This window comes from Gracilimonas sp. BCB1, from assembly GCF_040117685.2.
Lineage (GTDB): Bacteria > Bacteroidota > Rhodothermia > Balneolales > Balneolaceae > Gracilimonas.
This window is the reverse complement of sequence record NZ_JBEDYP020000012.1, coordinates 604,385-624,681: the sequence shown is the minus strand read 5'-3', so window position 1 is coordinate 624,681 and position 20,297 is coordinate 604,385. Positions and strand designations below refer to the sequence as shown.

At 43.3% G+C, this 20,297-nt stretch carries 25 protein-coding genes, 1 tRNA gene and 1 other RNA gene; 15 read left to right on the top strand and 12 right to left on the bottom strand.

The genetic code is table 11. From position 1 onward, the window contains the following. Window positions 1-1,002 (bottom strand): DUF3592 domain-containing protein, encoded by a 1,002-nt coding sequence (locus tag ABFW99_RS09230; RefSeq protein ID WP_349353732.1) that lies wholly within the window; start codon window positions 1,000-1,002, stop codon window positions 1-3. Between the two features lie 77 nt (window positions 1,003-1,079). Beyond that, window positions 1,080-2,366 carry a phosphopyruvate hydratase gene (gene eno, locus ABFW99_RS09225; RefSeq protein ID WP_349353731.1) on the bottom strand — a complete coding sequence of 429 codons (1,287 nt, stop codon included), beginning with the start codon at window positions 2,364-2,366 and terminating at the stop codon, window positions 1,080-1,082. A 134-nt stretch (window positions 2,367-2,500) separates the two neighbouring features. Between eno and ABFW99_RS09220 the strand changes: the two genes are divergently transcribed. Then, window positions 2,501-3,220 (top strand): HAD family hydrolase, encoded by a 720-nt coding sequence (locus ABFW99_RS09220; RefSeq protein WP_349353730.1) that lies wholly within the window; start codon window positions 2,501-2,503, stop codon window positions 3,218-3,220. Here the strand turns inward: ABFW99_RS09220 and ABFW99_RS09215 are convergent. Further along, complete coding sequence (locus tag ABFW99_RS09215) at window positions 3,198-4,058, bottom strand: hypothetical protein (RefSeq protein WP_349353729.1); 861 nt, start codon at window positions 4,056-4,058, stop codon at window positions 3,198-3,200. The two genes, ABFW99_RS09220 and ABFW99_RS09215, sit on opposite strands and share 23 nt — an antisense overlap. 158 nt (window positions 4,059-4,216) lie before the next feature. Here ABFW99_RS09215 and ABFW99_RS09210 point away from each other — a divergent pair, with 158 nt between their 5' ends. The 9 genes from ABFW99_RS09210 (at window position 4,217) to ABFW99_RS09170 (ending at window position 9,808) form a co-directional block, all read left to right on the top strand. Further along, window positions 4,217-4,603, top strand: a complete 387-nt coding sequence (locus ABFW99_RS09210; RefSeq protein ID WP_349353728.1) for a hypothetical protein — start codon at window positions 4,217-4,219, stop codon at window positions 4,601-4,603. A gap of 3 nt (window positions 4,604-4,606) precedes the next feature. Beyond that, the gene (gene prmC, locus ABFW99_RS09205) at window positions 4,607-5,467 is read left to right on the top strand and encodes a peptide chain release factor N(5)-glutamine methyltransferase (protein WP_349353727.1); all 861 of its coding nucleotides are present in this window, start codon (window positions 4,607-4,609) and stop codon (window positions 5,465-5,467) included. Window positions 5,468-5,847: 380 nt separating this feature from the next. Then, window positions 5,848-7,293 carry a chromosomal replication initiator protein DnaA gene (dnaA, locus tag ABFW99_RS09200; protein WP_349353726.1) on the top strand — a complete coding sequence of 482 codons (1,446 nt, stop codon included), beginning with the start codon at window positions 5,848-5,850 and terminating at the stop codon, window positions 7,291-7,293. A gap of 3 nt (window positions 7,294-7,296) precedes the next feature. Then, a complete protein-coding gene (gene folB / locus ABFW99_RS09195; RefSeq protein ID WP_349353725.1) occupies window positions 7,297-7,656 on the top strand; it encodes a dihydroneopterin aldolase in 360 nt (119 codons plus the stop codon). Further along, window positions 7,644-8,132, top strand: coding sequence for a 2-amino-4-hydroxy-6-hydroxymethyldihydropteridine diphosphokinase (gene folK / locus ABFW99_RS09190; protein ID WP_349353724.1), 489 nt, complete (start codon window positions 7,644-7,646; stop codon window positions 8,130-8,132). The genes folB and folK overlap by 13 nt, the downstream gene beginning before the upstream one ends. 3 nt (window positions 8,133-8,135) lie before the next feature. After that, on the top strand, window positions 8,136-8,777 hold the full coding sequence (locus ABFW99_RS09185) for a deoxynucleoside kinase (protein ID WP_349353723.1): 642 nt from the start codon (window positions 8,136-8,138) through the stop codon (window positions 8,775-8,777). 5 nt (window positions 8,778-8,782) lie between these two features. Continuing rightward, window positions 8,783-8,971: a hypothetical protein gene (locus tag ABFW99_RS09180; protein WP_349353722.1), complete on the top strand. Its 189-nt coding sequence runs from the start codon at window positions 8,783-8,785 to the stop codon at window positions 8,969-8,971. 9 nt (window positions 8,972-8,980) lie between these two features. Next, window positions 8,981-9,532, top strand: a complete 552-nt coding sequence (locus ABFW99_RS09175; protein WP_349353721.1) for a tetratricopeptide repeat protein — start codon at window positions 8,981-8,983, stop codon at window positions 9,530-9,532. 192 nt (window positions 9,533-9,724) lie between these two features. Beyond that, window positions 9,725-9,808 (top strand) — tRNA-Leu (locus ABFW99_RS09170). Window positions 9,809-9,913: 105 nt separating this feature from the next. Here ABFW99_RS09170 and ABFW99_RS09165 read toward each other — a convergent pair. Beyond that, complete coding sequence (locus tag ABFW99_RS09165) at window positions 9,914-10,489, bottom strand: hypothetical protein (protein WP_349353720.1); 576 nt, start codon at window positions 10,487-10,489, stop codon at window positions 9,914-9,916. Between the two features lie 394 nt (window positions 10,490-10,883). Between ABFW99_RS09165 and msrA the strand changes: the two genes are divergently transcribed. From msrA to ABFW99_RS09150, 3 genes are all read left to right on the top strand, one after another. Beyond that, entirely contained in the window at window positions 10,884-11,447 is a 564-nt protein-coding gene (msrA, locus tag ABFW99_RS09160; RefSeq protein ID WP_440707482.1) for a peptide-methionine (S)-S-oxide reductase MsrA, read from the top strand. Window positions 11,448-11,563: 116 nt separating this feature from the next. Continuing rightward, the gene (locus tag ABFW99_RS09155; protein WP_349353718.1) at window positions 11,564-12,664 is read left to right on the top strand and encodes an amidohydrolase family protein; all 1,101 of its coding nucleotides are present in this window, start codon (window positions 11,564-11,566) and stop codon (window positions 12,662-12,664) included. Between the two features lie 21 nt (window positions 12,665-12,685). Continuing rightward, entirely contained in the window at window positions 12,686-13,267 is a 582-nt protein-coding gene (locus ABFW99_RS09150; protein WP_349353717.1) for a DUF2911 domain-containing protein, read from the top strand. Between the two features lie 87 nt (window positions 13,268-13,354). On the opposite strand, the gene ffs is transcribed toward ABFW99_RS09150, so the two are convergent. Next, window positions 13,355-13,455, bottom strand: an RNA gene (gene ffs / locus ABFW99_RS09145) — signal recognition particle sRNA small type. Between the two features lie 153 nt (window positions 13,456-13,608). On the opposite strand from ffs, the gene ABFW99_RS09140 reads away from it, so the two are divergent. Then, window positions 13,609-14,304, top strand: coding sequence for a mechanosensitive ion channel family protein (locus tag ABFW99_RS09140; RefSeq protein WP_349353716.1), 696 nt, complete (start codon window positions 13,609-13,611; stop codon window positions 14,302-14,304). Between the two features lie 73 nt (window positions 14,305-14,377). After that, the gene (locus tag ABFW99_RS09135; RefSeq protein ID WP_349353715.1) at window positions 14,378-14,953 is read left to right on the top strand and encodes a DUF2179 domain-containing protein; all 576 of its coding nucleotides are present in this window, start codon (window positions 14,378-14,380) and stop codon (window positions 14,951-14,953) included. On the opposite strand, the gene ABFW99_RS09130 is transcribed toward ABFW99_RS09135, so the two are convergent. The 7 genes from ABFW99_RS09130 to ABFW99_RS09100 all read right to left on the bottom strand — a co-directional run bounded on the left by ABFW99_RS09130 (window position 14,954) and on the right by ABFW99_RS09100 (window position 20,192). After that, on the bottom strand, window positions 14,954-15,397 hold the full coding sequence (locus tag ABFW99_RS09130; RefSeq protein WP_349353714.1) for a hypothetical protein: 444 nt from the start codon (window positions 15,395-15,397) through the stop codon (window positions 14,954-14,956). A 119-nt stretch (window positions 15,398-15,516) separates the two neighbouring features. Then, on the bottom strand, window positions 15,517-15,936 hold the full coding sequence (locus ABFW99_RS09125; RefSeq protein ID WP_349353713.1) for a secondary thiamine-phosphate synthase enzyme YjbQ: 420 nt from the start codon (window positions 15,934-15,936) through the stop codon (window positions 15,517-15,519). A 77-nt stretch (window positions 15,937-16,013) separates the two neighbouring features. After that, a complete protein-coding gene (gene ispH, locus ABFW99_RS09120; RefSeq protein WP_349353750.1) occupies window positions 16,014-17,234 on the bottom strand; it encodes a 4-hydroxy-3-methylbut-2-enyl diphosphate reductase in 1,221 nt (406 codons plus the stop codon). A gap of 19 nt (window positions 17,235-17,253) precedes the next feature. Then, window positions 17,254-17,586, bottom strand: a complete 333-nt coding sequence (locus tag ABFW99_RS09115) for a type II toxin-antitoxin system PemK/MazF family toxin (RefSeq protein WP_349353712.1) — start codon at window positions 17,584-17,586, stop codon at window positions 17,254-17,256. Further along, window positions 17,571-17,762: a DUF2281 domain-containing protein gene (locus tag ABFW99_RS09110; RefSeq protein WP_349353711.1), complete on the bottom strand. Its 192-nt coding sequence runs from the start codon at window positions 17,760-17,762 to the stop codon at window positions 17,571-17,573. The genes ABFW99_RS09115 and ABFW99_RS09110 overlap by 16 nt, the downstream gene beginning before the upstream one ends. Window positions 17,763-17,867: 105 nt before the next feature. Continuing rightward, window positions 17,868-19,205 (bottom strand): aminopeptidase P family protein, encoded by a 1,338-nt coding sequence (locus tag ABFW99_RS09105; protein ID WP_349353710.1) that lies wholly within the window; start codon window positions 19,203-19,205, stop codon window positions 17,868-17,870. A 72-nt stretch (window positions 19,206-19,277) separates the two neighbouring features. After that, on the bottom strand, window positions 19,278-20,192 hold the full coding sequence (locus ABFW99_RS09100; protein ID WP_349353709.1) for a type I restriction enzyme HsdR N-terminal domain-containing protein: 915 nt from the start codon (window positions 20,190-20,192) through the stop codon (window positions 19,278-19,280). Window positions 20,193-20,297: the final 105 nt, after the last annotated feature.

The following is a 20,297-nucleotide window of genomic DNA, read 5'->3' as shown; positions in this document are numbered from 1 at the left end:
TTACAAATTAATTTGATTTCGCTGTTTTCGGAAGGTTGAGACACTTACCGCGATACCGGCTGAAGCAAACAAAATCCCAAACAATCCAACAAATATGGAAATGGCCCAGTTGAAGATGCCACTATCTATAATGGCGTTGTTTGGGTTATCAGGGGCATGAAGCACCTCTACCACCTCGCCCCTGCTGTAAGAAGGCGGGTTGCTGCCGGTATCGTGGCGGAATGTAATGGCTTCGAATGAACCGTTCGGGGAAAACTCCACAATGGGATAGTAGGTGTAACCATCATCACTGCTGCTTTCATGAAAATCGACTACGGTTCCCGAGGCAGGTATGGCTTCCTGTAAAAAATGATAGCGTTCTATTCCCAAATTGATTCCCAACGCCAGCACTCCCAAGCCAACAATGGCAAATACAGGGCCAACTATCTTGGTGGCCTTAGCATTTTTCCTATGGACATCCTGTATTTTTTCAGGCTCCCTGATAATATTTTTAGCATTAATCTCGGATTTTTTATTCGCCTCTTTCACTACCTCTTTCAGTTCATCTAATGAGTCAATTCCCTTAGATTTCAGCACTCTTCTGAGTGAAACTGCGATAAGCATAAGAATCCCTAGCGAGTACAAAATATTCCATAGAGAAAAGTTGAAGATAGAAAAGAAAGCGAGACAGAATATGCCCCCGAATATCATTAGAAATATCCCAACGAAATAAGGCATATTGGATTTTAAACGGGGAGTTTTACCAGCTATATAAATAACATCAACTTCCTGGCCTATTTGGTAAGAAGGGTTGCTGCTTCCGTAGCTGCCGGTGAATTCACCAAAATAACTTTGAATAACCGGCTTATAAATGGTTCCCCCTTTAGAACCGGAAGATGTTTTGTAACCAATTACTTTTCCCTTGGTTTCTGCGGCTATCCGCACATAATTGATGTGATCAAAAATCAAATACACACCGATTCCGAACACAAGGCTGCCGATGATAAAGAATAAAATTTCCATGCCTCACATTTAACAAAACTGCATAAAAAAAGCCATCACTATTGTGACGGCTTTTTCGTGTTAAGTGCCTGGGATTATTAGAGCCCAAAGGCATCATGCCCCAGAAAAATAGCTGAATCGCCCAGCTGCTCTTCAATACGAATCAGCTGATTGTATTTTGCAATTCGGTCGGTACGGCTCATGGAACCGGTCTTAATCTGCCCGGCATTGGTAGCCACGGCAAGATCCGCGATGGTCACATCTTCGGTTTCGCCTGAGCGGTGAGAAATCACTGCGGTGTAACTGTTCTTGTGAGCCATTTCAATGGCATCAAGTGTTTCTGTAATCGTACCAATCTGGTTTACTTTAATCAGGATAGAATTCGCAATGCCCCGTTCAATTCCGGTAGCCAAACGGTTGGTGTTGGTTACAAACAGGTCATCACCAACAAGCTGCACTTTATCGCCTACTGCTTCCGTAAGCTTTTTCCAGGCATCCCAGTCATCTTCAGCAAGCCCGTCTTCGATAGAGATAATCGGATACTTCTCTACCCACTCGCTCCAGAATTCAACCATGGCATCGGTATCTTTTTTAGATCCGTCACTCCATTTGAATTCGTACAATCCGGACTCTGTGTTATAGAATTCCGAAGCTGCCGGATCCAGTGCAATCAGCACATCTTCTTCCGGAGTATAACCTGCTTTTTCGATGGCTTTCAAAATTACTTCCACCGCTTCTTCATTGGACTTCAGGTTCGGCGCAAACCCACCTTCATCTCCAACAGCTGTGCTGTACCCTTTATCAGAAAGTACTTTTTTAAGGTTATGAAATACTTCGGCTCCAATCTGCAGTGCATTACTGAATGACTGAGCTCCGGCCGGCATAATCATGAACTCTTGAAGGTCAACGCTGTTATCAGCATGGGAACCGCCATTTATGATATTCATCATCGGCAGCGGCATCACCTTGGCATTTACCCCACCAACATATCTCCAAAGTGGCATTCCCAACTCTTCAGCCGCAGCTTTGGCTGTTGCCATCGACACTCCCAGGATGGCGTTTGCACCAAGTTTGGCTTTATTCGGGGTACCGTCCAGTTCCAGTAGCAGGTCGTCTAAGTCAACCTGCCCAAATACGGAAAGGCCCCGAAATTCTTCTGCTATGGTCGTGTTTACATTCTCAACGGCCTTCAGGACACTTTTGCCCAGATAGTAATCCTTGTCTCCGTCACGCAATTCAACGGCTTCATGCTCCCCTGTTGATGCCCCGGAAGGAACGGCGGCTCTACCAACAGTGCCTGTATCCAAAATCACATCTACTTCTACGGTAGGATTACCCCGCGAATCGATTACCTGCCTTGCATGTACGTCTTCAATAAAACTCATTTCAATTTCTCCGATTAATAGTTTGGTGAGATTATACTGAGAAGGTACTGCGATTTAACATGTACTTAAAGCCATTTCACCATGAACTTTTGTAACTTTGTTGATGACCTAATGAACTCTAAACCATTTATGCTTTGTCCTCACATCCCTGGATCATTCTATTTGATATCGACGGCACTCTACTCACAGTAAACAGTACTTATAACCGAACCCACCTTCGCAGAATTCTGAACGAACTCGACATTGATTACCCGGACATGGAGAGCGATTCTTTTTCTGGGAGAACCGACCACGATATTTTCACTTCGTTTTTAGTGAATCATGATTTTGATGAGGAGTTATATCAGCAATACAAGTCACTATATCTCGATTATCTGAAGAATGTATTACTCGAAAAAAAGGATATGGTGAACCGGCTCCCACATATTGATGAAGCGCTGGAGTATTTTTTTGACGGCGATTTTATCTGCGGACTTCTGACGGGCAATTACCCCCAGGCTGCACACATCAAATTGAAAGCAGCAGATATTAACCGGAATTTTTCCTTTGGGGCCTTTGGAGAATTGGAAAAGGACAGAAACAAATTGCCCCATATCGCAATGGAGCAATTTCAAAGGCTCTACGATACCGATCCCGATCCTTCGCGGTTTGTGATTCTGGGTGATACGCCCCGTGATATTGAATGTGCAAACAAAGCCGGAATGAAGTGTGTAGCCGTTACTACCGGAAGTTACAGCCGGGAAGAATTAGCAGTACATGAGCCAGACTTGGTTATTGATAACCTGTCTAACCCGGAGAAATGGTTTGGTAAAATGGTGGAAACCGATCAGGTTACCACATCCATCCAAAAATGAAGGTGATCTGAGCTGTGCCGAAGTACTTTCTGGGATCGTTGGCTTTTTCCAGCGGGGCCTGGCCTACGCTACCATCTCCCAAAAGAACCGGAACCGCATTGATATCTGAAAAGCCACAAGGGTTAACCGGTTGCTGATTGATCCTGCTTAAATCGGGCTGACAAGGTTCCAGGACCTGGATTCCATCCGAAAAATAATTCATGGTGTATCCAAACTGTACACTCGAGAGGTTGGCAAACTTCTCTCCGAAATCAACACCTATAACGAACTCCCCTCCAAAACCCCAATGAGTTTCCGAATCGCTCCAACCGGAAAACACATCGTTCACTCTTTCTGACCGACCATAAATGCCGGTATCATTTTCACGAAAGCCATTTCCGGTTACATCATTGAAATAGGCATAGGAAACGGCAAAGGCAGGGCCAGCACTCAAAGAGCTGTACACTCTGAAGTTGTCGGAAATTTCATCGGCAAAAAACCTTTTCTTTAGACCTATATATAAAGGAACAGCCATAACCCGTTGATATTTTTCCGGCACGGTTTTAAATCCAAAGGTATAATCAATAAATGTTTGCTCGGTAGGATCTTTGAGCCCTGTCATTTTCAAGGTTATTAAAGCTTCGGTATAAGAATTCAACCCAAAACGAAACTGCCCGCCGGCACCAACACCAAAATCATTCAGAGAAAAATTAAAGCCAAATCCTGCCCGGTATCCTTCATCATATAAGTTCCTTGGAACTTCCCTTTCCTGCACTTCCGGCTCACCAAATTGTGCAAAAGCATGATTTCCAACCCAAAAAAGAGAAAAGAGAAGCGTAAAAAAGGTCAATTTTTTCATCAAAAAAGTGGGTTTATGAATGTTTTGAGTGCACTATCAGTTTTGTAAACGAAAATTTGTCCTTTTTCTTATTGCCTTAAAGCAATAACCTGTTATTTTCAGCACAAATTTCGATATACACAACATTCCTTTAAAATAATTAATTCAAGCTACAAAGCATGAATTCACACACAACTTATTTTGTATTTGGGCCAACTGCAACGCTTCGCAGAATGTCTTCTAAATTATTCAAAGAGCAACCGCCTAAATTTTTGTACGAATACTCACCGGAAGAATCTTCAGAAACGATTTATGTAGCCGTTTATGAAGAGTATGAAAAACAAATTAATTCCAGTGTTACCCTTACCTGCATTGTGGAAAGTTTGGGTAAACACAACAAAATTGTTCTGAAAAAAACCGGCGGGCGCATGGGATTCCGTGGAAGCTCCCTGTCTGAAGAGCGAAATGTAGAGTCTAATGTAATCGACTTTATTCTGGATTTTTCCAAGCGTCACGGGTTAACCCTTCAGGAAGAACAGCCGCCAAAGCAAGCCGAGGAAGAGTAATTCATGCCCCAGGCACCTTCCGAATGGACGGTTCTTAGCATGCTGGAATGGGCGACCGGGTTTTTTGAAGAAAAAAACGTCAAGTCCCCGAGAATGAGCATTGAGTGGCTCCTTTCCGATGTGCTTTCCGTAAAACGGCTGGACCTTTATTTAATCTATGATCGTCCACTAACTGCTGAAGAACTGGATGAGTTGCGTCCTTTGGTAAAACGACGCGCCACGCACGAGCCTCTTCAATATATTACCGGCCATACCGATTTTCATGATGTCCAGATACTGGTGGAACCCGGAGTTCTTATTCCCCGGCAGGAAACGGAAGAACTCGTAGCCTGGATTCTGGAACTCCATCCCCGGGGTGAAGCTCTCACGGTCCTGGATGTTGGAACCGGTTCCGGTTGTATTCCTGTAGCTCTAAAAAAGGCCCGGCCGGATTGGGACGTTTTTGCATCTGATATTTCTGATAAGGCGTTATCAATTGCCAAAAAAAATGCCGCGCACAGTGAGGTTGACATCACATTTGCCAAGGATGATCTTTTCAACCCTGTGGCTTTTTCAGACCGCTCGTTTGACCTCATCATTTCGAACCCGCCTTATATCCTGCACAACGAAAAATCTGTGCTCGATAAAGAGGTAAAAGATTATGAACCTGAGGAAGCATTATTTTGTGAATCAACAGCACAAATGTACGGGGCTTTGGAGCAGTTAAGCTCGGGTATATTATCTCCCGATGGAACCGTTTTTCTGGAGCTTCACGAGCATAATAGCAGTGAAGTACTGGGCCTTTTTGATCAGGCAAACTGGGCCGCTGAATTGAAAAATGATTACGGGCAAAAAACCCGATTTTTAAAAGCAAAAAAAGCTTGACTTAAAGCTTATTTTTTAAATCACTTTCTGAGTTTTTCTATTCATTTTAAAAATGTGGAAAACTTGTGGAAAAAAACTTCTTTTTTACTCCCTTTCTTTCTGATCAAGGTTAATTCAGTGTTACGGCAATGTTAACCGCTGTCAAGAAGAACTTTAGAATTTTTTATCAAATCCCATAAGTTACTGCTGCACAATGCATTACTTTTTATTTTACAATGTGGATAACTTTTCGAAAATAGGCGGGCTGCCGTTTGACAAGTGCCCGATAAATTGCCATTTTCTCAGCAGAACAAAATCAGCATACGCACTTCTTCTTGTGGATAACTGGTTTTGGTTTGATCTGACAATATTAAGAACACCTGTAAGGGGGATTAGGGAAATTGCACGAGCTTTCGGTTGAATCGGCATGGGATAAATGCCTGGATATTATTAAGGACAACATTAGCTATCAGAAGTATAAATCCTGGTTTGAGCCGATTAAGCCGGTGTCTCTGAAAGACAATACACTCACCGTTCAGGTACCCAGTCAGTTTTGGTACGAATGGCTGGAAGAGCACTACTATAATATGCTTCGTTCTACCCTAGCAAAAGTACTTGGTCCGGAAGGTAAATTAGAGTACTCCATTGTCATGGAAAAGTCGGATCAGTTTGAGCACAATCGCTCGGTCCGAATGCCACAACGACCTATGGGCCCGGTCCAACCTCAGGAATCAAATGGCTATCCGGAGTACCACCCCGACCGCATTGAAAATCCTTTTGTGATTCCGGGAATCCGAAAAACCAAAATCGATTCCAACCTCAACAACAATTACGTATTTGAGCGCTTTATTGAAGGCGACTGTAACCGCCTCGCCCGTTCCGCTGCCATGGCCATCGCCGACAACCCCGGTAGTAATTCCTTTAATCCATTTTTTGTTTATGGCCCAACCGGTTTAGGAAAAACGCATTTGGTGCAGAGCATTGGTAATAAGATTAAGGAGAAGTTCGGAGAAGAGAAGTCCGTCCTTTATATATCTTCGGAGGCTTTCACTAACGAGTTTGTACACGCCATCAGGAATAACCGCGCCAGCGAGTTCTCCATGTTCTACCGCAACATTGACGTGTTAATGGTAGATGACATTCAGTTTTTCAGCGGGAAGGAGAAAACTCAGGAGGAGTTCTTCCACATTTTTAACGCGCTTCACCAGGATGGAAAACAAATTATTTTAAGCAGTGACCGTGCTCCTAAAGATGTACCTGATATTGAAGAACGACTGATTTCCCGTTTCAGCTGGGGATTAAGTGCCGACCTGAAAATGCCGGAATATGAAACACGCTATGCTATCCTTGAGCGCAAGGCAAATGATAACGGTATCGAGATTGACCCGCAGATTATCGAGTTCATCGCGCATAACTTCAAATCAAACGTCCGGGATTTGGAAGGAGCCATCATTAAATTATTAGCCCACGCTTCCCTGCAGAATATAGATGACATCGATCTCGCCATGGCTAAGCGTGTGCTTAAGGATATGGTGAAAGAATCGAACACACAGATTTCTATCGAATCCATTCAAAATTATGTGTGTGATTATTTTGGTATCGACACCAACAAAGTGCGTGAGAAAACCAGAAAGCAGGAAATTGTGGAAGCCCGCCAGATTGCGATGTATTTATCGAAAAAGTTCACCAAGTCCAGCCTGAAAACTATCGGACTTCATTTTGGCGGACGTGATCACTCTACGGTAATCCATGCCATTTCAACGGTGGAAGAACGGATCTCAACCAGTGCTAAACACAAGCGTATGGTAGAAGAACTTCATCAGCGTATTGAAGTTGCCAGCCTGTAATTTATGGATACCCTCACCATCAAAGGGATGAAGTTCAGAGCATTTCACGGAGTGCATGAACATGAAAAAAAAGAGGGCAACGATTTTGAAGTAGATGTCATTTTTGAGGCTGACCTTTCAACGGCTGGTGAATCCGATCAACTTTCTGACGCCATCGATTATACGCAGGTTCACCAGATATGTACTGATGTTATGGAAGGCGATTCGGTTGATCTGATCGAGCATTTATGTTTTCAAATAGGAACAGCTATTTCGGAACAGTTTCCTCAACATTCCCGGTTTGAAGTAGGTGTCCGCAAACTTTCCCCTCCTCTATCTTCAACAACTGAATTCACCGAAGCGAGGATGTCATGGCCCAGGTAGTTATTGCGCTGGGTTCAAATCTACATCATCCTCACCGACAGCTTCAAAAAGCCGCCTCATTCCTGGAATCTCTTTCTGAGAATGGTATTCTTACTTCCGTGATTTATAAGTCGGAGCCCGTTGGTCCTTCTGAGAATGATTTTTTGAACGGAGTGATTGTTATTCAAACCGAACTCCCCCCTGAACAATTATTCAACGAACTCAAAGCTCAGGAGAAAAAACAGGGACGCCCTTCCCGCTATCCCAAGTGGACAGCGCGCACCATCGATTTGGATATAATTGCCTATGATAACTTGGTCGTTGAAACAGATACCCTTATCATTCCCCATCAGGAATATACCCGGCGTTTGTTTGTTCTATTGCCTTTAAAAGACATTTTTCCAGACTGGAAAGATCCCGTTTCCGCTCAGCACGTGGATACCTTAATAGAACAGGCCCCGGATCTCGAAATTGTTAGAACAACCTTGAACTGGTAGCTGATGTCCAATTCTTATGATTTTATTGCCATTGAAGGCGTAATTGGAGCTGGAAAAACTTCGCTCGCAACCCTATTGGCTGAGCGACAAAACGCCCGATTGGTGCTCGAGGAATTTGAAGACAACCCCTTCCTCCCAAAATTTTATGAAGACCGCGAGCGTTATGCTTTCCAGACCCAGCTGGCTTTTTTGGCAAGTCGTTTTAAGCAACAGCAGAATATGATGAGTCAGGACTTGTTCCACCAGTTTACCATCTCTGATTACATTTTTGATAAGGACCGGATTTTTGCCCGACTGAACCTCGACCAGGATGAACTGGCCCTGTACGACAACATCTTTAACATAATGACAGGAATTGCAGCCCAGCCTGACCTCATTATTTTTATACAGTCATCGGTGGACCGGCTTATGGAGAACATTGAGAGTCGCGGGCGTGATTATGAGCGGAACATCACCCCTGAATACCTGAAGGAGCTGAATGATGCGTACAATCATTTTTTCCATCATTATAACCGTGCACCGCTCATTGTTTTGAATGCTTCGGAGATAGATTTTGTCAATAATAAAGAGCATCTGGATTACATCGAAGAACAGATTTTTGAAAAGCCGGTTCATACTAATACACACATTCATATTGCCCCCTGAGAACCATGCTTAAGTTTATATTTTTTAGCATTGTATTTTTCCTATTGGTGAGATATATCAATCGATTGTTCTTACCTTCCAATAAACGACAGCAAAACTTCAACCCGTTTAGCGGCGGGTCGAGAAGCCGGCGAAATCGCTTTGATGAAATTGAAGATGCGGAATACGAAGATCTTTCAAATAAAGACAATTAAACAAACTCCATGAATTTCGAAGAGAAACTGAACAAAGGATTTGAATTATTAAGGGAAAAAGACATCGATTACGCCCTTGATGTGGCAAGAGAATTACAAAAAGAGCAGCCGGATTCTCACGAGGCCTGGTACCTTGAAGCCCTGGTTATGCAGCAGCTAAACCAGTGGAGTCACAGCATCGAAGCTATTGAAAAGGCACTGGAGCTGGACGATGACAACGCTGCCTACTACAATCTTCGCGGTAACGTTCGGATGCAGCTTGAAAAACTGGATGGAGCCGAAGAAGATTTTGACAAAGCAATTGAATTGAGCGACACCTCAGCCGCTCACCGAAACAAAGTGATGTTGATGCTGATGACCGACCGCGGACAGGAAGCCATCCCTTACCTGATCGAACGCATCAAAAAAGATCCCAAAGATGCCGAAAACTGGATTCTGATGGGCGATATGATCAATAAAGGAGGCCAAACCGATAAAGCGCGCACCTACTACGAGCAAGCGCTGAAGATTGACCCCGAGAATGAGTACGCCAAGCGCCAGCTCGAAGATGACGAAATTTGATATACAACTAAAGGCCAGAGGCAATCGTCTTATGATTGCATAATAACAATTCGCCTAAGCCTGAAGTGAATATCTGAACGGATGTACACTCAGCAAAACCCATTCATTAAATTGGATGGGTTTTTTTGTGGGAATGCATTGAATTTTGAAAGCTAAAAGTGCTATCTTTGTCGCCCTTCATTTACTACCAATGCTCACGTGGCGGAACTGGTAGACGCGTGCGCTTGAGGGGCGTATGGCCTAACGGCCGTGGAGGTTCGATTCCTCTCGTGAGCACTTAATTATCCAGCCCGTTTCTTATTCAAGAGACGGGCTTTTTTTATGACTTGTACCGTTGTTAGAATTGGTTTCGAGTTTATATAGACACAGAAATTTCAGCTACTACGACACATTCAATTCCCAGCGCCGAACATTGTCGAAGATATAATCAGCAATATAATTGTACTCCCTATAGTTTCTGATCACCCGGTCATGGTAATTTGATTGCCAGCAAAATTCAGGATTTATCTTTCGGGAACGAATGGTTACTGCCGATTTATAACCACGAATGATTGAGGCCAGGTTTTTACGTTGTGGCCCAAATCGTTTTTGTGAATCATTTTTATTTTCAACCCCGGTAGAGATACTATGCATCGCGTCTCTACCGGGGTTGGATGTTTTTTCTGGTGTATTAAATTCATTATTTCCAATAATAATGATCCCGTGCATATGATCAGGCATGATCACAAATTCACCCAATGAAATATTCATATCTTTGCGGATCTCCGGTGTTTTCTTCCATTCAGATTCAGCTATTGCTCCAATCTCAGTCAAAGCCATTATGCCTTTATCTATTTCGCCAAAGAAATGTTTTCTGTTCTTAGTGCAAATGGTAACAAAATAGGCGCCCGGATTTTTATAATCCCAATATTCCCATCGGTTAGACTTGAGTCTATATTTACCCCGAAATTTTGACATTGATTACCCGATTCTCTTGTTCTTTACCTTATTATAATCCCCTTCCATCAATACCTCAAATAATAATTGTCTCTCCCCTGCCCGTAGAGGCACAATGCATCGTGCCTCTACGGGCAGGAAATGATTTCACGTGTTTACTCAAAACAACACCTTAATTTTTGTATCCAATCTGATTTCTACAAAAACACGTATTGTATTATGGAAATAACTTGATTCTGCTTTAAGGAAACGAATTCTTGCAGGTTGTTTGTTTTGACCCCGTAATAGAATCAAGATTAATGTTGTCTAATCCAAGAACCACAAATAAGAATAGGTTGTTATGGTGAAACCATTTTTTATAACAGGACTATTATTTAGCCTGTCAACATTATCATTATCAGCTCAGGATATGGATATGAATAAAGAAAAAGATTTAGAGAAAGCTACTTTTGGTGCCGGATGTTTTTGGTGCGTGGAAGCTATTTATGAATTGGTAGAAGGTATTGAATATGTAGAGTCAGGATACTCCGGCGGTCATGTTGAAAACCCCTCTTACAAAGAAGTGACAACCGGCACTACCGGACATGCCGAAGTGGCCCGCATTCACTACAATCCTGAAGTTATCAGCTACGAAGAGCTTTTGGAGATATTATGGCATACCCATAATCCCACTACGTTAAACAGACAGGGAAATGATATCGGCCCCATGTACCGCTCAGTCATCTTTTACCACAACGAAGAGCAAAAAGAAATAGCGGAGAAATCACTAAAGAAAACGGACGAGTCAGACCTTTGGGAAGATCCGATTGTGACTAAAATTCAGCCGCTTGAGAACTATTATGTGGCCGAAAATTACCACCAGAACTATTTCGAGAATAACCCGAATGCCGGATACTGCTCGTTTGTAATTGCTCCGAAGGTGAAGAAATTCAAAAAAGAATTCAGCTATTTGTTAAAGGATGGAGAGAAAGTGAATTGATATAACTTTCTACTCAGTTAATTTTAAGTCCCGCACTTTAGTAAGGTGCGGGACTTTTTTTATAGCTCTTCTACATGTATTATAGGGTGCTGGATTATTTTATAACTAACTGACACATGAAGTATTTATCATTTTTACTGCCCGCTATATTATTAATTTCCCCTGCAATTGCGCAGGAAGCCGACACCACCATGACCTTCGAGGAATACGATCCTGAGTCCACGCTGGTAGTACCGGGCGAGGAAATCACGAAGGCAAAATATCCTTTTGTTGATATCCACAGCCACCTATGGCGCATGGCTTCTATGGACCTGAAGCAAACCGCCCGAGAAATGGACAGCCTGAATATGAAAGTGCTGGTGAATCTGAGTGGTCGTTCCGGTGAAACCTTAAAAGCAATGGTTGATGCGGCGGAGAAACAAGCTCCCGGTCGTTTCATCGTTTTTGCCAATATTGATTTTGATGGAATAGATGAACCGGGGTGGACGGAGCGAGCTGTTGCCCAACTGGAAGAAGACTATAAAAACGGGGCACGCGGAGTAAAGATTTTCAAAAACCTGGGATTAACCGTTCTGGACTCTGAAGGAAAACGTGTTCACACCGACGACCAGAGGATAGACCCCGTTTGGGCCAAAGCCGGTGAGCTGGGAATGCCCGTCCTCATACATACCGGAGAGCCCGCCGTATTCTGGGAGCCTATCGACGAGCACAATGAACGCTGGCTGGAAATGAAGCAGTTCCCGAGTCGCCACCGTGGGGACTCTACCCGTTACCCAAGCTGGGAAGTAGTGATGAAAGAGCAGTGGAATGTATTCCGCAAGCACCCTGAAACTACCTTCATCAATGCTCACTTCGGCTGGATGGCCAACGACCTGGAGCGACTCGGCGAACACCTTGACGAATTCCCGAATGTATATACCGAAACGGCGGCCATTATTGCCGAGCTTGGCCGCCAGCCCCGTTTTGCTAAAGAGTTTTTCATCAAGTACCAAGATCGCCTGTTATTCGGGAAAGACACCTATCGCCCACACGAGTATCACACCTATTTCAGAGTACTGGAAAGTAGTGATGAGTATTTCGATTATTTCCGCCGGCGCCATGCTTTTTGGCAAATGTATGGATTGGATTTGCCGGACGAAGTGTTACAAAAAGTGTATTACAAAAACGCCCTAAAGATCATCCCTGATATTGATGAGTCTTTATTTGAAACCAACTAATCAAAATAAACACAAGGAATCATGAAGAAACTAATACAATGTTCTTTTCTATTGGTACTTGCTACTTTTTTTGTAGCGGGATCTGCCCTGGCTCAGGAGCGTGGTAACTCTGAAACCCGCCCAAGCCCCAACGCAACGGTAAGTCAAACTGTGGGAACTACCCAAATTACGGTAACGTACGGACGTCCGGGTATTAAAAGTAGAAGTTATTTTACCGATGGTGCCGTTTTAGCTCCGGCCGGATCTGTATGGAGAACCGGTGCGAACGAATCAACTACCATTACTTTCTCTGATGATGTAATGTTTGGTGGAAGTAAAGTGGGTGCGGGAACCTACACCCTGTTTACAATTCCCGGTGATGACTGGACGGTAATCTTAAATAATGGCTTAACCCGCGATGATGGAACACCAGCCTGGGGAGCCTATGGTTATGATGAATCACAGGATGAAGTACGTGTTGAGGCCGCTGTGGTTGATACTGATGCCCCTATGGAAGAATGGTTTATGATTTACTTTGATACCCTTTCTGACACGAAAGCACACCTGAACCTGCATTGGGGTAACACTTCCATTGCCGTTCCGATTACTACTGGTGATATGTAAATTGAGATAAGTAGTACAACAAAAAAAGCCCGGCACAAGAATTATGTGCCGGGCTTTTTTTATGAAAGGAAATTTCATAAATAAAAAAATGGGCAAGCGACCTATATCACGCCGCTACGACCAGATTACCGCTGCTGCGTTCCCGCCCTGACGGAGTTCAAAGGGAGCTGGCTGTATAGGACTTGCCCAAGGCTTCAAAGATAAGGCTTATTCGGTTCCACTATCAAGTATATTTGTAGAAATATTGAGACTCTGAAAGACCAGTGGAACTAAAAAAGTTGTTGTTTATAACATTAGCATTCGGTAAATGAGATGATAATATTCACATTTAACGGAGGTGCATGATGTTAGAAGAAATCCAAAGTGTATTAGTAGAGTCGTATAATACTTTTTTTAATGAGTTAGCTTCTTTTCTACCCAGCCTGATTGGAGCAATTCTAATCCTTATTGTAGGCTGGATAATTGCCAAACTGGTACAAACTGCAGCAGTAAAACTTCTTAAATTGATTCGATTAGATGTTGTTACTGAAAAAGCAAAAATCGATAAATTCTTGAAGGATGGCGGAAGTAAAAAATCGGCCATAGATATACTCGGCAGTATTATCTACTGGCTTATTATGTTGATCGTGATTCTGGCCGGACTAAATACTCTGGGACTTAGTGTGGCTTCCGAGCTGTTTAACCAAATTATACTTTATATCCCTAATGTAATTGTAGCCGTACTTGCACTTATATTCGGAGTGTTCCTTGCGGGCTTTATCGCACAGGTTGTGAGTACTTACCTGAGTAACATTGGTGTAAGACAGGCGAACATGGTTGGAGCTATAGCCAAATATGCCATTATCCTGTTTGTTGTATCCCTTTCGCTTACACAGTTAAGTATAGGAGAACAACTGGTGACTAACGCCTTCCTGCTCTTGTTTGGCGCTGCTTGCCTGGCCTTGGGTCTAGCCTTTGGCTTAGGTGGAAAAGAGTGGGCGGCCGGAGTGATTGAAAAATTAGCCAGTCAGGCTGAAAATTCTCCGCCAAACGAATAACTAAATTCGTAATTTTGAACAAGCCTCCCGACTTAAACATTGGGAGGCTTTTTTATTATGTTTGAAATCTACTATGACTGAATTACCTTTTTTCGTTTTACCCATACTTATCTTTTGTGCCCGCATCGCTGATGTTTCTCTTGGAACCTTACGCATAACCATGGTCTCGCGGGGCTATAAATGGCAATCTGCTCTTCTCGGTTTTTTTGAAGTACTTATCTGGGTGATTGTAGTTGCGCAGCTTCTCAAAAACCTTAACCACTGGGTGAACTATGTAGCCTACGCTGCCGGATTTTCAGCCGGTACGTTCATCGGATTGTACATTGAAGACAAAATGAAAGTAGGAACCGTATTGGTTCGCATCATCACCCTTCATAAATCAGAAGAGCTGATTGAGGCTTTAAAAGAGGCGGGTATCGCCATCACCAGCATCGATGCCAGGGGTGGATTTAATGACGTAAAAATCATTTTTACTGTACTAAAGAGAAAGAAACTCAACAAGGTATTTAACATCGTGAAGGATATAGATCCGGAGGCGTTCTTCTCTACCGAAGATGTAAAGTATTCAAACAAGCATCACGACCATCTGGTTAATCCTAATGAGCGCAGCCCCATCGACCGGTTACTGAGAATCAGGAAGGGGCTGTAATCAGAACCGGTATCCAAATTTTACACCCGGCCAAACCGGTATGATATAAGCCCCATATTCTCCAAGTACCAACATTTCGATTGAGAAATTAAATCTCTTTCCCCCTATATAATTAAACCCGAGGGGCAAAAAGAACATTTGATCCACTCCAACTGCTTCACCATATCTTCCATATATTAATCCGGTATAAAAGGTCCACCTCTTATCAGGGTTCACTCCTTTAAAGTGATATCTCCCTCCTCCATACACTCCGAATAAGCCACCACCAACGTCTAAACTTACGGTTGATAATACGAAGTAATCAACAGAGGCAGATGCAAAAAAAGCTGGACCTCCCCCGTAAAAACTCACTCCAAGAGGGTGTTTTTCCCTTGGATTATCCTGGACACTAAGTCCACTCGACGAAATCAATATCATCACACATGTTATCATCTGCTTACTCATAACTCCACCTCTCTTTTTCGCAATTTTTTATAACACAGACTCTTAGAACAGCTCAAATATGTTGCTGAGTCAATTACCGGGTTACGGTACAAAATACTCCGTATTAAAGCCAATGTGACTTACTCACCGCTGAGGGTAACAACCAGTTTTCTGGAACCTCCATGGTTCCGGTGCTCACACAAATAAATCCCTTGCCAGGTTCCGAGATTAAAACGGCCATTTGTGATTGGAATAGAAACAGATGAACCAAGCAGTGAACTTTTGATGTGGGAAGTCATGTCGTCGGTGCCTTCCAGCGTATGCTCATACAGAGAGGTATCTTCAGGAACGGCGCGGTTGAAATGGGTTTCAAAATCCCTTCGTACTGATGGGTCCGCATTCTCATTGATGGTAAGTGCCGCACTGGTGTGTTGAATAAAGATATGAGCAAGCCCGGTTTGGATGTTTTTGATTTCCGGTATCTCTCTCAAAATTTCATCGGTAACGATGTGGAATCCTCTGGGCTTAGGTGAAAGTTTAATTTCTTTCTGTATCCACATGTTTTCGTTAATTCGTTATTGGGGTATTCGTTAATCGTTTCTCGCGCCTGACCACTAACCGATAACGATTGACCACATTAAGCTTCTTCAGCTTCCATTTTATCCTCGAAGGGAGCTATAACTTCATCCGCTTCCCGGGTTCCTTCAAAATAATCGAGCACCTGTAGCAGAACTTCATCTACCAGGATGTCCGGGCAGGATGCTCCTGAAGTGAGCGCAATTTTTAAAGGTTCTTTACCAGAAGGCAGCCAGTTGTTGCTCTCCTTCATTTCTTTATCCCACTGGTTGAAGTGTTTGATGGTACCCGGTGAAAGCTCGCCTTTATCCCGGACATGATAGGTAGGAAACTGATGCTCCAGAATCTCAACCAGGTGCATGGTGTTGGATGAATTATAGCCACCAACTACAATTGCCAAATCGGAATCGGTTTCAGCAAGAGCTAAGGTTGCCGATTGGTTTTCATTAGTTGCATAACAAAGCGTGTCTGATGTGTCTGCAAAATGATCGAGGATATCGGCTTCGCCGTACCGTTTGATGGCGGCTTCCCTGAGTATCTCCATTACCCTTTGGGTTTCCGTAGCCAGCATCGTGGTTTGATTAATCACCCCAAAACGGATCATATCTTCCAATGGGTTGAATCCGGGTGTTGATTTATGCCCAAAGTACTTCTCAAAGTCAGATAAGGGTCGGTCTTCCGTTAAAATATCTGCCAGTATTTGTGCCTCTTCAGGATTCAGTACCACTACCACTTCGGAATGATCGGCACTGTGTGAGAAGGTAGCCCGCGTTTCCTCATGCTGATGCTTTCCGTGCACCACCAGGCTGTAATCTTTCTTGCCAAGCTGTTTTCCCCGCTTCCAGACTTTTTCCACAAACGGACAGGTTGTATTGTATTGATACGGGTCAATTCCTACCTCTTTCAATTGCTCCTGAATCTCGATGGTCGTACCAAAGGCTGGAACAATTACAATATCATCAGCATTAAGGGAAGAAATTGGAATGCGTTCGGTTCCATCCGTATCGAATAAAAATTTCACTCCCTTTTTAAGCAAATCCTCATTAACGGTTGGGTTGTGAATCATTTCACTGAGCAGGTATATATTCTTATCCGGATTTTCGGCCACCGTTCGGTAAGCAATATCAATAGCATTTTCCACGCCGTAGCAAAATCCAAAAAAACGAGGGATATAAAACTGAACCGGACCGAAATCGAGCAAGGTCGGTTCCAGGTCCTTTTTCATTGGGTCCATGATTTTTGTCGCCTCTTTTACCTTCCGGATAATCGGCGACTTGTACATTTCCGGTATGTCAAATTTTTTACGAGCCACTTAAAATTTCTGTAATTTTTTTGATAATCTTTTCGAATTTAGTCTTGTTCAATGAACCTGCTTTATATAGAATTAAATTCTTAGAGCAAGTAAAAAGTTTCTCGGGCCTGACATTGCTAACAACTTTCAGTGAACCTTCGTTGAAATCAGTCTCCTTAATTTCAATAGCAAAGTCATTTTTAATGGTTTTGCTTGTTATTTGAGCTAACAATAGATCTTCACCAAAATTCCTTATGACAAGGGCTGGTCTCCTTTTTGACTGTGAAAGGTCTGAAAATGGGAAAGGCACTACAACCACATCGCCTCTTACAAATGTTTCCATGCCTCATCTTCTTCAGGTTTCGACCAATCTTTTTTTAGAGAAGGTTCACTAACCAAAGATACATCCAGCTGATCCCTTTCTTTTTCAAGAAGGAATTGTACAAAATCGAGTACTTCCTGAATTTTATGCTCAGGTATTTTCTCAATTTCTCTCTTAAGTAATTCTTTATTGCTCATTGGTATGAACTTTTATTTGAAGACACCGATAAAATACGAATTATTTTATCAACCAATCCGATAAAGAGATTCGTAAGTTTCCGCAAAGGGCGCATAAACGAATAACTAACTCCCGATCAATTTCTCCACTTCTGCTCTCTCTTTCGGTACATCCGTCAGGTTTTCGTATCCATTATCGGTTACCACAATGTTATCCTCCAAACGAATTCCGCCAAACTCAAACATTTTCGTCAGTTTTTCCGCATTAAGGAATTCAGACTGGATATCATCTTCAATAGCCGGAATCAAAAGTGCAGGTACAAAATAACAGCCCGGTTCAATGGTTACCACCATACCCAGCTGCAGGTCTCTTCGGGCGCGAAGGTATTTTATACCCGGACGATCAATACGGTCCACTCCCTTCGGATATCCACCCACATCATGGGTATCCAAACCGAGGAAATGTCCCAGTCCGTGAGGGAAGAAAAGGGCAAAAATATCGTTTTCCATGATGTCGTCTATCGAACCTGTCACTAAATCCGCTTCTTTCAAACCTTCCATGATGGTACGTGCAGCGTGCATATGCAGGTCTTCCATTTTTACGCCAGGCTCAATTTTTTCAATTGATGTATTCAAAGCTTCAAGTACAGCATCATATACGGCAGCCTGGGTGTCGGTAAACTTTCCGTTAGCAGGATAGGTTCGGGTGATATCCGAAGCATAGCCCTGATATTCATGACCGGCATCCAGCAGGAATAAGTCACCGTCTTTAATCTGACTGGTATTTTCTACATAGTGAAGGATTGCGCTGTTTTTACCACCGGCAAATATTCCGTTGTAGGCGTCTTGCTGCAGCCCATTTTCATACTGAATTTTGGTGAATAATGCCTTCAACTCATACTCATACATGCCCGGCTTGATGGCTTTCATTACCTCGGTATGTGCCAGGTTATTCACCGCCGCAGCTTTTCTCATGTACTCCAGCTCCTCGTCGGTCTTAAGCACCCGGCAGTAGGTAAGGGCATCGTGCAATGCTTCCACATCGGCTTCAAATCCACGATCCAGGTCTTCAATCAGTTCGGCATCTGCCTCATTCAGGCAGTACACTTTCTCCGGCTTTATCTTATTGAGCACCGTCAGAATCTCATTGGCATAATGCAGATGATCGGGGTCATATTCTTCCTTGTACGTATCCAGCGATTTCACATAGCCATGCCACACCGCATATTGTGCATCGCGTTTAGGAACAAAAAGATGATATTCCTCTGTCTTCAAATCCAGGAGAAGGGCACATTCCGGTTCATTCACACCCGTCAAATACCAAAAATTAGACTCCTGCCGGAACGGGTATTCGTAATCCGTTTCATTCCGGTACAGGATGTCGGAGCCCTGTATAAATACTACTCCGTTCTGGCCTTCATCAAATAATGAAAATAGTTTTTCGCGGTGCTTCTGATGCATCATTGCTGTATGAATTTGATTGTTTATAAGGATGTCAAGAATACCAAAATGCCGGACTAATATCGACCCGGCTCGTCAGGAATATCGGCTCATCACATCATGGAAAACAGTGACCAAGTCTTCAATTTTTCTCCCGAAGCCGAAACCGATTTCCTCAACCGGATCTAACTTTTGGGCACCTTTACCTGAATGAACCTCTGCCGCCTGCTTTTCATTCTCCGCAACTGCATCTAACGAGATGGTCAAAAAGGCGGTATTCGCTCCATTCTCATTCAGCACGGCATTCAAACGCGTATCCCCGGATGCATTTACCGATAAAGCTACTCCTACTCTTCTGTTCTCTTTCAACCCAAAAATGCGATAGTAATGGGCGAGCGCAAACTCCGGTGGGAAATCATCAAATCCCAGGTATTTCACCGGTTGATGGGGTTCGTTAAACAGGTTTTTGCATGACTGAACAACGAATACTTCTGCTTCCTGACTTAACCCGGGGGCTGTAAATCCACGTTCTGCCCAGTATTCTGAATCTTTCGAAAATTCTTTTGTGGGTTGAAATATTTCCGGTAGCTCCGGCAAGAGTTTCACCTCTTCCCCTTCAACTTCAAACCAAAAGTCGAGTGTGCCGTTACTAATGAGCAGATAAGGAGCTCCCACTTTCTGATTATACCTCGCTACCTGAATGGCCGCTTTTTCATCCAGCTTGATATCAGGTGCCTTGCATTCAACCAACAGTTGTGGCTTAAATTCATTGTTATAACAGATAATATCGGTTCGGGAAGAGGATTTATCGCCGGGAAGTTTTACCGGGCTCTCAAAGGAAATTCGGGAAGCTGACATCCCGGCTTCCAGTATCAGGTAGTCCACCAAAGCCAAGCGAACCTGCTCCTCGGGACGAATGGCAAAGGTTTTTTTCAGAATAGGATTCCAGAGCCGTTTTTCTCCATCTCTGAACCGGAATTGAGGATAGTGTGAGAGTGCTTTGCTTAGCAATAGTGCGAATTCGGGTTAAAACAAATCACAAAGAACCTACTAATAAATAAAACAGCTTTCAGCCCTCAGCTATCAGTTCTATTCACTTTACTGATAGCTGAAGTC

Bases quoted from the DNA above. Each gene is read 5' to 3' on its own strand.
- ABFW99_RS09125 (WP_349353713.1), bottom strand. From the start codon at position 15,936: ATGTGGATACAGAAAGAAATTAAACTTTCACCTAAGCCCAGAGGATTC.
- ABFW99_RS09115 (WP_349353712.1), bottom strand. From the start codon at position 17,586: ATGGAAACATTTGTAAGAGGCGATGTGGTTGTAGTGCCTTTCCCATTT.
- msrA (WP_440707482.1), top strand. From the start codon at position 10,884: ATGAATAAAGAAAAAGATTTAGAGAAAGCTACTTTTGGTGCCGGATGT.
- ABFW99_RS09215 (WP_349353729.1), bottom strand. From the start codon at position 4,058: ATGAAAAAATTGACCTTTTTTACGCTTCTCTTTTCTCTTTTTTGGGTT.
- eno (WP_349353731.1), bottom strand. From the start codon at position 2,366: ATGAGTTTTATTGAAGACGTACATGCAAGGCAGGTAATCGATTCGCGG.
- prmC (WP_349353727.1), top strand. From the start codon at position 4,607: ATGCCCCAGGCACCTTCCGAATGGACGGTTCTTAGCATGCTGGAATGG.
- folB (WP_349353725.1), top strand. From the start codon at position 7,297: ATGGATACCCTCACCATCAAAGGGATGAAGTTCAGAGCATTTCACGGA.
- ABFW99_RS09230 (WP_349353732.1), bottom strand. From the start codon at position 1,002: ATGGAAATTTTATTCTTTATCATCGGCAGCCTTGTGTTCGGAATCGGT.
- ABFW99_RS09210 (WP_349353728.1), top strand. From the start codon at position 4,217: ATGAATTCACACACAACTTATTTTGTATTTGGGCCAACTGCAACGCTT.
- ABFW99_RS09155 (WP_349353718.1), top strand. From the start codon at position 11,564: ATGAAGTATTTATCATTTTTACTGCCCGCTATATTATTAATTTCCCCT.
- ABFW99_RS09165 (WP_349353720.1), bottom strand. From the start codon at position 10,489: ATGTCAAAATTTCGGGGTAAATATAGACTCAAGTCTAACCGATGGGAA.
- ABFW99_RS09135 (WP_349353715.1), top strand. From the start codon at position 14,378: ATGACTGAATTACCTTTTTTCGTTTTACCCATACTTATCTTTTGTGCC.
- ABFW99_RS09180 (WP_349353722.1), top strand. From the start codon at position 8,783: ATGCTTAAGTTTATATTTTTTAGCATTGTATTTTTCCTATTGGTGAGA.
- ABFW99_RS09150 (WP_349353717.1), top strand. From the start codon at position 12,686: ATGAAGAAACTAATACAATGTTCTTTTCTATTGGTACTTGCTACTTTT.
- ABFW99_RS09130 (WP_349353714.1), bottom strand. From the start codon at position 15,397: ATGAGTAAGCAGATGATAACATGTGTGATGATATTGATTTCGTCGAGT.
- folK (WP_349353724.1), top strand. From the start codon at position 7,644: ATGGCCCAGGTAGTTATTGCGCTGGGTTCAAATCTACATCATCCTCAC.
- ABFW99_RS09185 (WP_349353723.1), top strand. From the start codon at position 8,136: ATGTCCAATTCTTATGATTTTATTGCCATTGAAGGCGTAATTGGAGCT.
- ABFW99_RS09110 (WP_349353711.1), bottom strand. From the start codon at position 17,762: ATGAGCAATAAAGAATTACTTAAGAGAGAAATTGAGAAAATACCTGAG.
- ispH (WP_349353750.1), bottom strand. From the start codon at position 17,234: ATGTACAAGTCGCCGATTATCCGGAAGGTAAAAGAGGCGACAAAAATC.
- ABFW99_RS09175 (WP_349353721.1), top strand. From the start codon at position 8,981: ATGAATTTCGAAGAGAAACTGAACAAAGGATTTGAATTATTAAGGGAA.
- ABFW99_RS09140 (WP_349353716.1), top strand. From the start codon at position 13,609: ATGATGTTAGAAGAAATCCAAAGTGTATTAGTAGAGTCGTATAATACT.
- ABFW99_RS09105 (WP_349353710.1), bottom strand. From the start codon at position 19,205: ATGATGCATCAGAAGCACCGCGAAAAACTATTTTCATTATTTGATGAA.